Raw genomic sequence first — 15,392 nt, 5'->3', positions numbered from 1 at the left:
ATAGGCTGTACCGAACCCGCCCGCCGCATATGCCGCGGTACCGCGCTGTCTCCGCGGTCGGCAAGCGGCGGCGGTGCGGTCGCCCGTTCGGCAGGAAGCGGCGACCCCGGGGGAATCTGTTCGTCACCGAATGCCGATCGAACGTCATTCGACCACCACGCAGCTCAAGGAGAGTCATCGAGCGATGGCCGGTCCAGCGTTCCGCGCCGCCGCCGTCCGGGTGCGCGTCCCCGCCACCAGCGCCAACCTCGGCCCGGGCTTCGACGCCCTCGGCCTCGCGCTGGGCTTGTACGACGACGTGGTCGTCCGGGTGGCCGACTCCGGGCTGCACATCGACATCGCGGGTGAGGGCAGCGAGACGCTGCCGCGCGACGAGAAACACCTCCTCGTCCGGTCCCTGCGCACCGCCTTCGACCTCCTCGGCGGCCAGCCCCGCGGCCTGGAGATCGTCTGCGCCAACCGCATCCCGCACGGACGCGGCCTCGGCTCCTCCTCCGCCGCCATCTGCGCCGGCATCGTCGCCGCGCGCGCGGTGACCATAGGCGGCGAGGCCCGCCTCGACGACGCCGCGCTGCTCGACCTCGCCACCGAGATCGAGGGCCACCCCGACAACGTGGCGGCCTGCCTGCTGGGCGGCTTCACCCTCTCCTGGATGGAGTCCGGGGCCGCCCGGGCGATCAGGATGGAGCCGTCCGATTCCATCGTTCCGGTGGTTTTCGTGCCCGGAAAGCCGGTCCTGACGGAGACCGCGCGCGGTCTGCTCCCGCGCACCGTGCCGCACGTCGACGCCGCCGCCAACGCGGGCCGTGCCGCCCTGCTCGTCGAGGCCCTGACCAGGCGCCCCGAGCTGCTGCTGCCGGCCACCGAGGACCGCCTCCACCAGGAGTACCGCGCGCCGGCCATGCCGGAGAGCGCCGCACTGGTGGAGCGGCTGCGCGGCGACGGCATCCCCGCGGTCATCTCCGGCGCCGGTCCCACGGTGATGGCGCTGGCCGACGCCGGCACGGCCGACAAGGTCGAGGCGCTGGCGGGCACGGACTGGGCGGCCAACCGGCTGAGCCTGGACCAGCAGGGCGCATGCGTCCTGCCACTGGCGACGTCCGGTGACCTGTAGCCGCGGACGGTTGCCGGATTTCGAGAGGGGGAATGTTTGTTGGATCCGGTAGTGTTAATCTCAAGTCTGCACCCGACCCCACCATGGCGAGGTGCCTCGTGTCCCCGTCCGGGACAGACATTCTTCCGGGAGCTCCCCAAGCCGCATTGTGTGCTCGACGCCGTACATCACTGGTACGGCCGACACGGACACTGAGCGGCCCGCCGGGCACGCTCCGGAACCGGTGCGACCACACCGCGTGACACCGAGACTGGGTGCCACGGCCAGGGGGAGCGCCATCACCAGATATCTCTTCCGCCGAATGGGCGGACCACCGCCCCGGCACGGTTCACACAGCAAGGACCGTAGCCGGACAGCACAACCGGTCGCCGAGCCAGACAGGCCGACGTCCGCTCCAGGGAAGGACCCTTCGTGAGCGACACCACCGATCTGATGGGCGCACGTGTCGAGGAGACCGCTGCCGCGCCCGCCACGGACGCCTCCGCGCCTGCCACCGGTGCGGGCTCCCGGCGGCGCCGCGGTACCGGCCTCGAGGGCATGGTGCTGGCCGAGCTGCAGCAGGTCGCATCCGGCCTCGGCATCAGGGGCACCGCGCGGATGCGCAAGAGCCAGCTGATCGAGGTCATCAAGGAGGCGCAGGCCGCGGGCGGCGCCCCCGCCAAGGCCGCGCCCGCCGCGGACGCCGCCGGCGAGACCAAGCCGAAGCGCCGCGCCACCTCCCGGACCCGTACGGGCGACGAGGGTGCCGCCGCCGAGAAGGCGGCGAAGGCCGGCAAGGCCGAGAAGAAGGCGGACCGGACGGCCGCCGACAAGGCCGTGGCCCAGCAGCAGATCGAGATCCCCGGCCAGCCGTCCCCGAAGGTCCCCGCCGACCAGTCGGGCGCCCCCGCCGACGACGCCCCCGCCGAGCGCCGCCGTCGCCGGGCCACCGCCGACGCCGGCAGCCCGGCCGGTACCGACACGGCCGTCGCCGAGGCCAAGGGCGAGCAGCGCAACGACTCCGGACAGCAGTCCCAGGGCCAGCAGCAGGGCGACGACGGCGCCGAGGGCCGCCGCCGCGACCGCCGCGACCGGGACCGCGACCGCGGCCGTGACCGCGACCGCCGCAACAAGGGCGACGACCAGCAGAACCAGGGCGGCGGGCAGCGCCAGCAGCAGGGCGGGGGCCGTCAGGACCGCCAGCAGCGGGCCGACGAGGACGGGGACGACTTCGACGGCGGCCGCCGCGGCCGTCGCGGCCGCTACCGGGACCGCCGGGGCCGCCGCGGGCGCGACGAGATCGCCGCCGAGCCGCAGATCAACGAGGACGACGTCCTGATCCCGGTCGCGGGCATCCTCGACATCCTCGACAACTACGCGTTCATCCGGACCTCCGGCTACCTGCCCGGTCCCAACGACGTGTACGTCTCCCTCGCCCAGGTCCGCAAGAACGGCCTGCGCAAGGGCGACCACCTCACCGGTGCGGTGCGGCAGCCGAAGGAGGGCGAGCGGCGCGAGAAGTTCAACGCGCTGGTCCGCCTGGACTCCGTCAACGGCATGGCGCCCGAACACGGCCGCGGACGGCCGGAGTTCAACAAGCTGACGCCGCTGTACCCGCAGGACCGCCTCCGCCTGGAGACGGACCCCGGCGTCCTGACCACCCGCATCATCGACCTCGTCTCGCCCATCGGCAAGGGCCAGCGCGGTCTGATCGTGGCCCCGCCGAAGACCGGCAAGACCATGATCATGCAGGCGGTCGCCAACGCGATCACCCACAACAACCCCGAGTGCCACCTGATGGTCGTCCTCGTCGACGAGCGTCCGGAAGAGGTCACCGACATGCAGCGGTCGGTGAAGGGCGAGGTCATCTCCTCGACCTTCGACCGTCCCGCCGAGGACCACACCACGGTCGCCGAGCTCGCCATCGAGCGCGCCAAGCGACTGGTGGAGCTGGGCCACGACGTCGTCGTGCTGCTCGACTCGATCACCCGTCTGGGCCGTGCGTACAACCTCGCCGCCCCGGCCTCCGGCCGCATCCTGTCCGGTGGTGTCGACTCGACCGCCCTGTACCCGCCGAAGCGCTTCTTCGGTGCGGCCCGCAACATCGAGGACGGCGGCTCGCTGACCATCCTCGCCACCGCCCTGGTGGACACCGGGTCCCGCATGGACGAGGTGATCTTCGAGGAGTTCAAGGGCACCGGCAACATGGAGCTCAAGCTCGACCGGAAGCTCGCCGACAAGCGCATCTTCCCGGCGGTGGACGTCGACGCGTCCGGCACCCGCAAGGAGGAGATCCTGCTCGGCAGCGACGAGCTGGCCATCGTCTGGAAGCTGCGCCGGGTGCTGCACGCGCTCGACTCGCAGCAGGCGATCGAACTGCTCCTCGACAAGATGAAGCAGACCAAGTCGAACGCCGAGTTCCTGCTGCAGATCCAGAAGACGACCCCGACGCCGGGCAACGGCGACTGACGTCTTCGCACCACCACAGGGCCGCCCCCGTCACACCCGTGACGGGGGCGGCCCTGTGCGTTGTCTGTGGACAGGTGTACGATCACGCCTTCGCGAGTGCGCGGCGTCCGGGGGGATCAACGGGCGTCCTGCCGCTCTTTTTCGTGAACTTCTCATCTCCTGGGGGGACTTGAGTGCACACATCCCTGTCCGCGTCCGGACGGCCCCGTCGTCACGGACGCAGGATGCGCATCGCGCTGCCCGCGTTCGCCGCGGGCCTCGCCGGGCTCGTGGCCGCCACGCTGACGACGTCGCCCGCCGCCGCCGCACCCACCGCGCCGGGCCCGGCGGTCGGCCCCGCCGCGCGGACGGTGCCGCAGGCCGAGCTCCAGCGGCGCATCGCGGGCGCCGCGGCCGGTGACGAGCAGGCCGGCGACCACGCGGGCCGCGCCCAGCGCGGGATCACCGGCGGCGACGCCGCCTCGATCGATCCCAAGATCATCGGCGGCACGCAGACGGGCATCTCCACCGCGCCGTGGATGGCCCAGCTCTGGTACTACGACGACCGCGGCACCGCGGGCGAGAGCGACGACATCGGCTTCTTCTGCGGCGGCGCCGTCGTCGCCCCGACGAAGATCCTCACCGCCGCGCACTGCGTCAAGGGCTACAACTGGTACGCCAACGGCGCCGTCGTCACCGGCACCGCGCAGCTGGCCACGGGCAGCGACCTGCACGGCGGCACCGTGTCCGGTGTGTGGCGGCAGTGGAACCACCCGTCGTACAACGCCGTGACCATCGACAACGACATGGCCCTGCTGACCCTGCCGAACCCGGTCGGCGCCAAGCCGATCCCGATGACGACGTCGGCCGACACGGCCTCCTACCGGGCCGGCACCGCCGCCAAGGTCTACGGCTGGGGCCGCACCACCTCCACCACCGACGACCTCTCCGACGTGCTGAAGACGGCCACCCTGCCCATCCAGTCGGACGCCACCTGCGGCGGCGCCTGGGGAGCCGACTACGTCGCGGGCCACATGGTCTGCGCCGGCGCCCCCGCGACCGGATCCGACGCGGGCACCGTCACCACCTGCAACGGCGACTCCGGCGGCCCGCTGGTCGTCGGCGGCCGTGTCGTCGGCGTCGTCTCCTGGGGCGTGGAGGACTGCGTCGCCCAGGGCGCGTACGGCGTCTTCGCCAAGGTCAGCACCTACGCCGGGGTGACCTACCCGCGGGTGGACGACACCGACATCAGCGGCGACGGCCGTGCCGACCTGTGGCTGCGCCAGGCGTCCAGCAAGGTGGGCTACTCCCAGAACTCCACGGGCAAGGGCTTCGCCGCCCGCGAGGCCTGGGGCAACTGGAGCGGCGTCAACCTCGTCGTCCAGGCCGACCTCGACCGGGACGGCTACCAGGACCTCGTCAACCGGGGCACCGACGGCAGCCTGGTCTGGTCGCACTACCAGCCGTCCAGCCAGACCTGGGCGCACAAGACCCTCGCCACCGGCTGGGGCAGCCGCAAGCAGATCCTCGTGCCGGGCGACCTGACCGGCGACGACCTGGCAGACCTGCTCTCGCTGGACTCCGCGAACACCCTGCTGCTCTACCCGGGCCGCGGCAACGGCACCTTCGGCAGCCCGATCAAGGTGACCACCGGTTTCTCCGCCTACAACCAGCTCCGCGGCCACGGCGACTTCACCGGTGACGGCAAGGCGGACCTGCTCGCCCGCGCCGGCAACGGCGACCTCTACCTGTACCCGGGCCGCGGGACGGCCACCAGCGCCTTCTCGCCCCGGATCAAGCTGCGCAGCTGGCCCGAGGTCAAGACCGTCGTCTCGCCCGGCGACGTGACCGGGGACGGCAAGGCCGACGTGCTGGCCGTCACCAAGGCCGGGAACATGTTCCTGTACGCCGGCACCGGCAAGGCCGGAACCGCGATCTTCGCCACAGCCGTGCAGACCGGCAGTGGCTACGGCGGCTTCGACATCCTCGGCTGAAACCGCAGGTGACCGCGGAACTCGCGGTCGAACCGGCGACTCTCTGTGCCCGGCGCGCCACGCGCCGGGCACAGTGCGTTGTGCGACCCTGTCCCGAGTTCCGCCGTCCGACGTACGGGGGGACGATGGTGAGGTACCGGTGGAGAACCGCCCAAGCCGCACCGACCCGACCCTGAGCACAGGGGGTAGCCGACCGGACGAGAACCGAGGAGCACATGTCCGCCGAGAGCATGCCGGATCCCATACCCGGCCCCGGAGAGTCCCGCACCGACGGGAAACGCCCCCGGGGCAAGGGTCAGCGCCGCAAGCCCCGTGACAGACGCCGCAGGGCGCTGCTCGTCACGGCCTGGACCGCCGCGGGCATCGTGATCCTGGGCGGCACCGGAGCCGGCGTCCTGTACTTCAAGCTCAACGGCAACCTCACGAGCGTCGACATCGACCAGGTCCTCGGCGCCGACCGGCCCGAGAAGGCCGACGACGGCTCCGAGAACATCCTCGTCCTCGGCTCCGACACCCGCGCCGGCGGCAACAAGCGGCTCGGCGGCGGCACCGACGACGGCACCGCCCGCTCCGACACGGCGATGGTCGTGCACGTCCACAAGGGCCACAAGAAGGCCAGCGTGGTCTCCATCCCCCGCGACACCCTCATCGACCGGCCCGAGTGCACCGGCGCGGACGGCGGCGAGCACCCCGCCGCGACGGACGTGATGTTCAACTCCGCCTACTCCACCGGCGGCGCCGCCTGCGCCGTGAAGACCGTCGAGTCGGTCAGCGGACTGCGCATGGACCACTACCTCGAGGTCGACTTCAACGGCTTCCAGCAGCTCGTCGACGACCTCGGCGGCGTCCAGGTCACCACCACCGAGGACATCAAGGACCCCGACAGCCACCTCGACCTCCGGGCCGGCACCCACCGGCTCGACGGGGAGCAGTCCCTCGGCCTGGTCCGCACCCGGCACGGCGTCGGCGACGGCTCCGACCTGGGCCGCATCCAGCTCCAGCAGGCCTTCGTCAAGGCCCTGGTCCACCAGGTGAAGGACATCGGCCTGCTCGGCAACCCGAAGAAGCTGTACGACGTCGCCGACACCGCCACCAAGACCGTCACCACCGACTCCGACCTGGGCTCGGTGAACTCCCTGATGTCCTTCGCGAGCGGCCTGAAGGGCATCGACCCCGGCCAGATGCACATGGTCACCATGCCGGTGGTCTACGACCCCGCCGACGGCAACCGCGTCCTCGTCGAGAAGGCCAAGGCCCGGCAGGTGTGGGACGCGCTGCGGAACGACCGGCCCATCCCGGCGGGCGCGACGGCCGACACGGCCACCGGCGAGGCCAAGGACGTCGTGTCGGCGTCCTGATCCGCCCGGCACCCCCGAAGGCGCGGCCGCACCGGGAATAGATCCCTCCCGCCCCCCGTTTTGGACGATGCGGCCGGTCCTGGCAGACTGGTACGTCGGCCCCGGTTCACGTCCCCGCATCCCGCGGCGGCGACCCGGCGCCCTCCCGAACCTAGGAGACACCTTGAAGCGCGACATCCACCCCGAGTACGTCGAGACGCAGGTCAGCTGCACCTGTGGCGCGTCGTTCACCACCCGCAGCACCATCGACTCCGGCACCATCCGCGCCGAGGTCTGCTCCGAGTGCCACCCGTTCTACACGGGCAAGCAGAAGATCCTCGACACCGGTGGCCGCGTGGCCCGCTTCGAGGCCCGCTTCGGCAAGGCTGCCGCCGGCTCCAAGAAGTAGCGAGCCGCCGATCGCCGGTCCACGGCCGCACCCCGGACGGGGGGCGCCGGGACCGGCGTTTTTGGTCGCCCGCCTTCCCCTTCACCGCAGTAGCAGGAGCCCAAGATGTTCGAGGCCGTCGAGGAACTCGTCGCCGAGCACGCCGACCTGGAGAAGAAGCTCGCCGACCCGTCGGTCCACTCCGACCAGGCCAACGCGCGCAAGCTGAACAAGCGTTACGCCGAGCTCACCCCGATCGTCGCCACGTACCGCTCCTGGAGGCAGACCGGCGACGACATCGAGACCGCACGCGAACTCGCCGCCGACGACCCGGACTTCGCCGCCGAGGTCAAGGAGCTGGACAAGCAGCGCGAGGAGCTCACCGAGAAGCTCCGCCTGCTCCTCGTCCCGCGCGACCCCAGCGACGACAAGGACGTCATCCTCGAGATCAAGGCCGGCGCGGGCGGCGACGAGTCGGCGCTGTTCGCCGGCGACCTGCTGCGCATGTACCTGCGCTACGCCGAGCGGGTCGGCTGGAAGACCGAGATCATCGACTCCACCGAGTCCGAGCTGGGCGGCTACAAGGACGTCCAGGTCGCCGTGAAGACCAAGGGCGGCCAGGGCGCCACCGAGCCCGGCCAGGGCGTCTGGGCCCGGCTGAAGTACGAGGGCGGCGTGCACCGCGTGCAGCGCGTGCCCGCCACCGAGTCCCAGGGGCGCATCCACACCTCCGCGGCCGGCGTGCTCGTCACGCCCGAGGCCGAGGAGATCGACGTCGAGATCAACCAGAACGACCTGCGCATCGACGTCTACCGGTCGTCCGGCCCCGGCGGCCAGTCCGTCAACACCACCGACTCCGCCGTGCGCATCACGCACCTGCCGACCGGAGTCGTCGCCTCCTGCCAGAACGAGAAGAGCCAGCTGCAGAACAAGGAGCAGGCGATGCGTATCCTGCGCTCCAGGCTGCTCGCGGCGGCACAGGAGGAGGCGGAGAAGGAGGCCGCGGACGCCCGCCGCAGCCAGGTCCGCACCGTCGACCGCTCCGAGAAGATCCGCACGTACAACTTCCCGGAGAACCGCATCTCGGACCACCGCGTCGGCTTCAAGGCGTACAACCTGGACCAGGTCCTGGACGGCGACCTCGACTCGGTGATCCAGGCCTGCGTCGACGCGGACTCGGCGGCCAAGCTCGCCGCCGCGTAAGCACCACGCGCACCACCCGCACCGGACCACAGCTCAGCCCCGGAGGACCAGCGTGAACCTGCTGCTCATGGAGGTGGCCCAGGCCACCCAGCGGCTGGCCGACGCCGGCGTGCCCTCGCCGCGCACCGACGCGGAGGAGCTCGCCGCGTACCTGCACGGCGTCAAGCGGGGCGAGCTGCACACCGTGCCGGACGCGGACTTCGACGCCCGGTACTGGGAGGTCGTCGCCCGCCGCGAGGCCCGCGAGCCGCTCCAGCACATCACCGGCCGCGCCTACTTCCGCTACCTGGAGCTCCAGGTGGGCCCCGGTGTCTTCGTGCCCCGTCCCGAGACCGAGTCCGTCGTCGGCTGGGCCATAGACGCCGTGCGCGCCATGGACGTCGTCGAGCCGTGCATCGTCGACCTGTGCACCGGCTCGGGTGCCATCGCGCTCGCGCTCGCCCAGGAGGTGCCGCGTTCGCGCGTGCACGCCGTGGAGCTGTCCGAGGACGCCCTGGTGTGGACCCGCAAGAACATGGAGGGGTCCAGGGTCGAGCTGCGCCAGGGAGACGCCCTGACCGCCTTCCCGGACCTCGACGGCCAGGTCGACCTGGTCGTCTCCAACCCGCCGTACATCCCGCTCACCGAGTGGGAGTACGTCGCCCCCGAGGCCCGCGACCACGATCCCCAGATGGCCCTGTTCTCCGGCGAGGACGGCCTCGACCTGATCCGCGGCCTGGAACGCACCGCGCACCGCCTGCTGCGCCCCGGCGGGGTCGTCGTCGTCGAGCACGCCGACACCCAGGGCGGCCAGGTGCCGTGGATCTTCACCGAGGAGCGGGGCTGGGCCGACGCGGCCGACCACCCCGACCTCAACAACCGTCCCCGCTTCGCGACCGCCCGCAAGGCGATGCCGTGAACAGCCCGATGACTACGACCCCGCAGTACGTGTACGAGGAGGCCCGCTAAATGGCTCGGCGATACGACACCAACGACGCGACCGACCGTGTGACCGGTCTGCGTGAGGCCGCGTCCGCCGTCCGCCGTGGCGAGCTCGTGGTGCTGCCCACCGACACGGTGTACGGCATCGGCGCCGACGCGTTCTCGTCGGAGGCCGTCGGCGACCTGCTGGAGGCCAAGGGCCGGGGCCGCAACATGCCCAGCCCCGTCCTGATCGGTTCGCCGAACACCCTGCACGGCCTGGTCACCGACTTCTCCGAGAAGGCCTGGGAGCTGGTCGACGCCTTCTGGCCGGGCGCCCTGACCCTCGTCGCCAAGCACCAGCCGTCCCTCCAGTGGGACCTCGGCGAGACCCGCGGCACGGTCGCCGTGCGGATGCCGCTGCACCCCGTCGCGATCGAGCTGCTCACCGAGTTCGGCCCCATGGCCGTCTCCTCGGCCAACCTGACCGGCCACCCGGCGCCGGAGGACTGCGACGCCGCCCAGCAGATGCTCGGCGACTCCGTCTCCGTCTACCTCGACGGCGGCCCCACCCCCGGCAACGTCCCCTCGTCCATCGTCGACGTCACCCGCGAGGTGCCGGTGCTGCTGCGCGCGGGCGCGCTGTCGGCGGAGGAGCTGCGCAAGGTGGTACCCGACCTCGAGGTGGCGAATTGACGGCCCCTGAGACGGGGCGTGGCATAGGCATCGGGGAACGCGCCGCGGAGGTGACGACGACCTTCGGCTTCCCGCGCGACAGCTTCCGCATCCTCCACGTCAGCACCGGCAACGTCTGCCGCTCGCCCATCACCGAGCGGCTGACCCGGCATTTCGTGACGGAGCGGCTGGGCGTCCTGGGCGGCGGCCTCATCGTGGAGAGCGCGGGCACCTGGGGCCACGAGGGCGCGCCCATGGAGGCGAACGCGGAGACCGTCCTGGCCGAGTTCGGCGCGGACGCCGCGGGCTTCACCGGACGCGAGCTGCTCGACGAGCACGTCATCCGCGCCGACCTGGTGCTGACGGCGACCCGGGACCACCGGGCGCAGGTCATCTCCATGGGGCACTCGGCGGGACTGCGCACCTTCACGCTCAAGGAGTTCACCCGGCTGGTGAACGCCATCGACCCCGCGACCCTGCCGTCCCTGGACGAGGGCGTGGTCGCGCGTGCGCGGGCGCTGGTGCGCGCGGCGGCGGCTCTACGCGGGTGGCTCCTCGCGCCGACGGCGGAGGCGGACGAGGTCTACGACCCGTACGGGGCGCCGCTGCCGTTCTTCCGGTCGATCGGGGACGAGATACACCAGGCGCTGGACCCGGTGGTCACGGCGCTGACCGGCGTCGCCGCCCGCACGTGAGCGCCGGACCCGCACCGGAGAGGGACGGCGCCCTGAGGGGCGGCCGGCCCGGCCGTGGGGCCCGTGTGGGCCCTCCCGGGTGACCACCTAGGGAAAACTCGGGCGTTCCCGGCATTCCGGGCCTACATTGGTCGTACGTCACCGTCGACGCACGCCCGGAGCGCACCATGTCGGTCACCCGCGACATCCTCGAGGCCGATGACGGCATGCCCGGCGTGCTGCCGCGGCAGGACCCCGAGCTGGCCGAGATCCTGCTCGCCGAACGCCGCCGGCAGTCGACGACGCTCCAGCTCATCGCCGCCGAGAACTTCACGTCCCCCGCCGTTCTGGCCGCCCTCGGCTCGCCGCTCGCCAACAAGTACGCCGAGGGCTACCCCGGCGCCCGGCACCACGGCGGGTGCGAGATCGTCGACGCGGCCGAGCGGCTCGCGGTCGACCGGGCCCGGGACCTGTTCGGCGCCGACCACGCCAACGTGCAGCCGCACTCCGGCTCCTCGGCCGTGCTCGCCGCATACGCCGCGCTGCTGCGCCCCGGCGACACCGTCCTCGCGCTCGGCCTGCCGTACGGCGGCCACCTCACGCACGGCTCGCCCCTGAACTTCTCCGGCCGCTGGTTCGACTTCGTCGGCTACGGCGTCGACGCGGAGACCGGGCTCGTCGACCACGACCAGGTGCGCACCCTGGCCCGCACGCACCGGCCCAAGGCGATCGTGTGCGGCTCGATCGCCTACCCCCGCCACATCGACCACGCCTTCTTCCGCGACGTCGCCGACGAGGTCGGCGCCTACCTGATCGCCGACGCCGCGCACCCGATCGGCCTGGTGGCCGGGGGAGCGGCGCCCAGCCCGGTGCCGTACGCCGACATCGTCTGCGCCACCACGCACAAGGTGCTGCGCGGCCCGCGCGGCGGCATGATCCTCTGCGGGAGCGAACTGGCCGAACGGGTCGACCGGGCCGTCTTCCCGTTCACGCAGGGCGGCGCCCAGATGAACGCCGTCGCGGCGAAGGCCGTCGCGTTCGGCGAGGCGGCCACCCCGGCCTTCGCCGCCTACGCCCACCAGGTCGTCGCCAACGCCCGCGCCCTCGCCGCCCACCTGGCCGCGGAGGGCTTCGTCGTCACCACCGGCGGCACCGACACCCACCTGCTCACCGTCGACCCGGCCCCGCTCGGCGTCGACGGCCGGGCGGCGCGGGGGCGGCTGGCGGCGGCCGGGATCGTGCTGGACTGCTGCGCGCTGCCGCACGCGGACGTCCGGGGCCTGCGCCTGGGCACGGCGGCGCTGACCACGCAGGGCATGGGGGAGCGGGAGATGGAGACGGTGGCCACACTGCTCGCCGGTGTGCTGCGGGGCACCACGGACCCCGTCGCGGCGCGGGCGGACGTACGGGCCCTGACCGCCGGATTCCCTCCCTATCCGGGCTGAGGCGGGGTAGGCGCACACCTGTGCACAGCCGCTCGTGCAACCATCGTCGCTACCCGGAAGTCCTCACACATATGCGCGCATCGCTAGGGTGTGGGGCTGGGAATGCCAGCGAGACCTGTGGGGAAGCCCGTGCGTGAATACCTGCTGACGCTCTGCGTCACGGCCGCGGTGACGTATCTGCTGACAGGGCCGGTACGCAAGTTCGCGATCGTGGCCGGAGCGATGCCGGAGATCCGGGCGCGCGACGTCCACCGGGAACCCACGCCGCGGCTGGGCGGGATCGCGATGTTCTTCGGGCTGTGCGCCGGCCTGCTGGTCGCCGACCACCTCACGAACCTCACCGAGGTCTTCGAGAATTCCAACGAACCGCGGGCCCTGCTCTCCGGCGCCGCCCTGATCTGGCTGATCGGCGTCCTGGACGACAAGTTCGAGATCGACGCCCTGATCAAGCTGGGCGGCCAGATGATCGCCGCCGGTGTGATGGTGGTGCAGGGTCTGACCATCCTGTGGATCCCGGTGCCGGGCGTGGGCACGGTGGCCCTGACCCAGTGGCAGGGCACGCTCCTCACCGTCGCGCTGGTGGTCATCACCATCAACGCGGTCAACTTCGTGGACGGCCTCGACGGGCTCGCCTCCGGCATGGTGTGCATCGCGGCGGCCGCGTTCTTCATGTACGCCTACCGCATCTGGTACTCCTACGGCATCGAGGCCGCCGCTCCCGCGACGCTGTTCGCGGCCATCCTGATGGGCATGTGCCTGGGCTTCCTGCCGCACAACATGCACCCCGCGCGGATCTTCATGGGCGACTCGGGCTCGATGCTGATCGGCCTGGTGCTCGCGGCGGGCGCGATCTCCATCACGGGACAGGTGGACCCGGACAGCCTGTTCGGCGGGTCCGAGCGCAGCACGGTGCACCAGATGGTGCCGGTCTACATCCCGCTGGTGATGCCGCTGACCATCATCGCCATCCCGGCCGCCGACCTGATCCTCGCGATCGTGCGGCGCACCTGGCGCGGCCAGTCGCCGTTCGCCGCGGACCGGGGGCACCTGCACCACCGGCTGCTGGAGGTCGGGCACTCCCACAGCCGCGCGGTGCTGATCATGTACTTCTGGTCCGCGCTGATCGCCTTCGGCACGCTGGCCTACTCCGTCAACTCGGCGTCGATGTGGATCGTGCTGGGCGTCGTCTTCCTCAGCGCGGTCGGCCTGGTGCTGCTCCTGCTGCCGCGCTTCACCCCGCGCGCCCCGCGCTGGGCCGAGCGCTTCGTGCCGCCGCGCTACCGGCGCCGCCGGAGGACGGCCGCCGAGGCGCCGGCCGCCGCGGAAGAGGCGGAGGAACTCGTCCCGGTCGCCGTCGGCGTCTCGGGCGTCAACGGCGCAACCGCCGTGGGACCCCGCTCGGGCACAAGGTAAGAATCTGACTAGAGCATTGCCAACTCGTGGGGGAGCAAATCTCCGCAATACCAGACAAGTCGGTGCGGTAATTGCACAAACGCGCACTGTCACTCTCATGTGTGACAGCAAGCACACCCACAGGTAAAGACCTCATCAAATAGTTTGTGATACGGTTCACGAGAACCCCCGGGTAGAGCCTAAGGACCGTAGTGCGACGGTCTCTTGGCCGTCAGGACTCCGTTCGGCCCGGGACTACGCTCGTCCATGACGACACACTGCCCCCTGTGAAATGCGGAGTTGCCGCCATGCCGTCCAATGACGTCCGGATCTTGCTTCAGGCTGCCGTGCCCACGGCTGCCGTCGGCGCGGTAGCCGCCGTCGTCAGCGCCGTGGTCGCCGGCGGCAAGGGGGCGGTCGGAGCCGTGGTGGGAACGCTCGTGGTGATTCTCTTCATGGGGCTCGGCCTCTACATCCTGCAGCGCACCGCCAAATCGCTTCCGCACCTCTTCCAGGCGATGGGCCTGATGCTCTACGCGGCACAGATTCTTCTGCTGTTCGTCTTCGTCGCCGCGTTCAAGAACACGACGCTGTTCAACCCCCGGGCCTTCGCGCTCACTCTGGTCGCCGGCACCCTCGCGTGGATCGCCGCCCAGACGCGCGCCCACATGAAGTCCAAGATTCTCTACGTCGAACCCGAGCCGTCGGGCAAAAAGCCCGAAAAGACGGGCCACTCGTCGTGAGGGGTAGGGCCGGGATAAAGAGGCATGTGAAGTCCTGCTATCGTCCGGTGCCAACTGCGGCATCGCGGGCACGGGCATCCCAGCTGACGCCTGTCGATTCGCGAGGCGAGATGCCCCACAGCCGCCCCCACATCCGTAACACCAGTCCCGTGCCGAACCGCGGCCCCGCGTCGCGCCGACACAACGAGGTTGCCGTACCCATGCGCCACGATGAAGGAGCCCGCGGTGAGTGCTGACCCGACGCAGGTGCTCGCCTTCGAGACCGACTGCCACATCTTTGACGGCTGTGGCTTCCCTTCTCCCGGCCTGCACTCGTTCCTGTTCGAGCCCCTGTGGGGCGACCACGACAGCAACTTGTACTTCAACAAGCCGATGCTGCTGGCGCTGCTCGGTTCGATCGTCATCGTCGGGTTCTTCTGGGCGGCCTTCCGCAAGCCGAAGGTCGTCCCCGGCAAGCTCCAGATGGTCGCCGAGGCGGGTTACGACTTCATCCGGCGCGGGGTCGTGTACGAGACCATCGGCAAGAAGGAAGGCGAGAAGTACGTCCCGCTCGTCGTCTCGCTCTTCTTCTTCGTCTGGATGATGAACCTCTGGTCGATCATCCCGGTCGCCCAGTTCCCGGTCACCTCGATCATCGCCTACCCGGCCGTGCTCGCCGCGATCGTCTACGTCACCTGGATCACGCTCACTTTCAAGCGCCAGGGATTCGTCGGCTTCTTCAAGAACGTCACCGGCTACGACAAGTCGCTCGGCCCGGTGCTGCCGCTGGCCATGCTGATCGAGTTCTTCTCGAACATCCTGATCCGGCCGTTCACGCACGCGGTGCGACTCTTCGCCAACATGTTCGCGGGCCACACCCTGCTGCTGCTCTTCACGATCGCCAGCTGGTACCTGCTGAACGGCGTCGGCATCGCCTACGCGGGCGTCTCGTTCATCATGACCGTGGTGATGACCGCCTTCGAGCTCTTCATCCAGGCTCTGCAGGCGTACGTGTTCGTCCTTCTGACGTGCACCTACATCCAGGGCGCCATGGCCGAGCACCACTGAGCAAGCGCGCCTAAGACCTCACTAGTCGTCCGGTGGCCAACCCCCACCGGTCC

13 protein-coding genes are annotated in these 15,392 nt (G+C 71.0%); all 13 read left to right on the top strand.

Features of this window, described 5'->3' with window-relative positions:
- Positions 1-184 precede the first annotated feature (184 nt).
- The 13 genes from thrB to atpB all read left to right on the top strand — a co-directional run bounded on the left by thrB (position 185) and on the right by atpB (position 15,339).
- Complete coding sequence (gene thrB, locus ACFWJB_RS15585) at positions 185-1,114, top strand: homoserine kinase (protein ID WP_385467317.1); 930 nt, start codon at positions 185-187, stop codon at positions 1,112-1,114.
- Between the two features lie 411 nt (positions 1,115-1,525).
- Positions 1,526-3,562 carry a transcription termination factor Rho gene (gene rho, locus ACFWJB_RS15580; RefSeq protein WP_385467319.1) on the top strand — a complete coding sequence of 679 codons (2,037 nt, stop codon included), beginning with the start codon at positions 1,526-1,528 and terminating at the stop codon, positions 3,560-3,562.
- A gap of 224 nt (positions 3,563-3,786) precedes the next feature.
- Positions 3,787-5,535 (top strand): trypsin-like serine protease, encoded by a 1,749-nt coding sequence (locus ACFWJB_RS15575; protein ID WP_385458281.1) that lies wholly within the window; start codon positions 3,787-3,789, stop codon positions 5,533-5,535.
- A 215-nt stretch (positions 5,536-5,750) separates the two neighbouring features.
- Entirely contained in the window at positions 5,751-6,893 is a 1,143-nt protein-coding gene (locus tag ACFWJB_RS15570) for an LCP family protein (protein ID WP_385458280.1), read from the top strand.
- Between the two features lie 163 nt (positions 6,894-7,056).
- Positions 7,057-7,281: a 50S ribosomal protein L31 gene (gene rpmE / locus ACFWJB_RS15565; RefSeq protein WP_018571447.1), complete on the top strand. Its 225-nt coding sequence runs from the start codon at positions 7,057-7,059 to the stop codon at positions 7,279-7,281.
- A gap of 105 nt (positions 7,282-7,386) precedes the next feature.
- Entirely contained in the window at positions 7,387-8,463 is a 1,077-nt protein-coding gene (gene prfA / locus ACFWJB_RS15560) for a peptide chain release factor 1 (protein ID WP_385458279.1), read from the top strand.
- Positions 8,464-8,515: 52 nt separating this feature from the next.
- The gene (prmC, locus tag ACFWJB_RS15555; protein WP_385458278.1) at positions 8,516-9,361 is read left to right on the top strand and encodes a peptide chain release factor N(5)-glutamine methyltransferase; all 846 of its coding nucleotides are present in this window, start codon (positions 8,516-8,518) and stop codon (positions 9,359-9,361) included.
- A gap of 50 nt (positions 9,362-9,411) precedes the next feature.
- Complete coding sequence (locus ACFWJB_RS15550; protein ID WP_385458277.1) at positions 9,412-10,059, top strand: L-threonylcarbamoyladenylate synthase; 648 nt, start codon at positions 9,412-9,414, stop codon at positions 10,057-10,059.
- Positions 10,056-10,733 carry a protein-tyrosine-phosphatase gene (locus ACFWJB_RS15545; protein ID WP_385458276.1) on the top strand — a complete coding sequence of 226 codons (678 nt, stop codon included), beginning with the start codon at positions 10,056-10,058 and terminating at the stop codon, positions 10,731-10,733. The genes ACFWJB_RS15550 and ACFWJB_RS15545 overlap by 4 nt, the downstream gene beginning before the upstream one ends.
- Positions 10,734-10,900: 167 nt before the next feature.
- Entirely contained in the window at positions 10,901-12,157 is a 1,257-nt protein-coding gene (gene glyA / locus ACFWJB_RS15540) for a serine hydroxymethyltransferase (protein ID WP_386922710.1), read from the top strand.
- Positions 12,158-12,286: 129 nt separating this feature from the next.
- Positions 12,287-13,570, top strand: a complete 1,284-nt coding sequence (locus ACFWJB_RS15535; protein ID WP_385458274.1) for an MraY family glycosyltransferase — start codon at positions 12,287-12,289, stop codon at positions 13,568-13,570.
- A gap of 287 nt (positions 13,571-13,857) precedes the next feature.
- Entirely contained in the window at positions 13,858-14,292 is a 435-nt protein-coding gene (locus ACFWJB_RS15530; protein ID WP_385458273.1) for a hypothetical protein, read from the top strand.
- Positions 14,293-14,502: 210 nt separating this feature from the next.
- A complete protein-coding gene (gene atpB, locus ACFWJB_RS15525; protein ID WP_003973630.1) occupies positions 14,503-15,339 on the top strand; it encodes a F0F1 ATP synthase subunit A in 837 nt (278 codons plus the stop codon).
- Positions 15,340-15,392: the final 53 nt, after the last annotated feature.

It is taken from the genome of Streptomyces sp. NPDC127100, from assembly GCF_042724095.1.
Taxonomy (GTDB): Bacteria; Actinomycetota; Actinomycetes; order Streptomycetales; family Streptomycetaceae; genus Streptomyces.
This window is presented reverse-complemented; position numbering and strand designations above follow the sequence as displayed.

Coding starts and splice junctions, on each gene's coding strand:
- ACFWJB_RS15575 (WP_385458281.1), top strand. CDS start 3,787: ATGCGCATCGCGCTGCCCGCGTTCGCCGCGGGCCTCGCCGGGCTCGTG.
- ACFWJB_RS15550 (WP_385458277.1), top strand. CDS start 9,412: ATGGCTCGGCGATACGACACCAACGACGCGACCGACCGTGTGACCGGT.
- thrB (WP_385467317.1), top strand. CDS start 185: ATGGCCGGTCCAGCGTTCCGCGCCGCCGCCGTCCGGGTGCGCGTCCCC.
- ACFWJB_RS15530 (WP_385458273.1), top strand. CDS start 13,858: ATGCCGTCCAATGACGTCCGGATCTTGCTTCAGGCTGCCGTGCCCACG.
- glyA (WP_386922710.1), top strand. CDS start 10,901: ATGTCGGTCACCCGCGACATCCTCGAGGCCGATGACGGCATGCCCGGC.
- ACFWJB_RS15570 (WP_385458280.1), top strand. CDS start 5,751: ATGTCCGCCGAGAGCATGCCGGATCCCATACCCGGCCCCGGAGAGTCC.
- atpB (WP_003973630.1), top strand. CDS start 14,503: ATGAAGGAGCCCGCGGTGAGTGCTGACCCGACGCAGGTGCTCGCCTTC.
- prfA (WP_385458279.1), top strand. CDS start 7,387: ATGTTCGAGGCCGTCGAGGAACTCGTCGCCGAGCACGCCGACCTGGAG.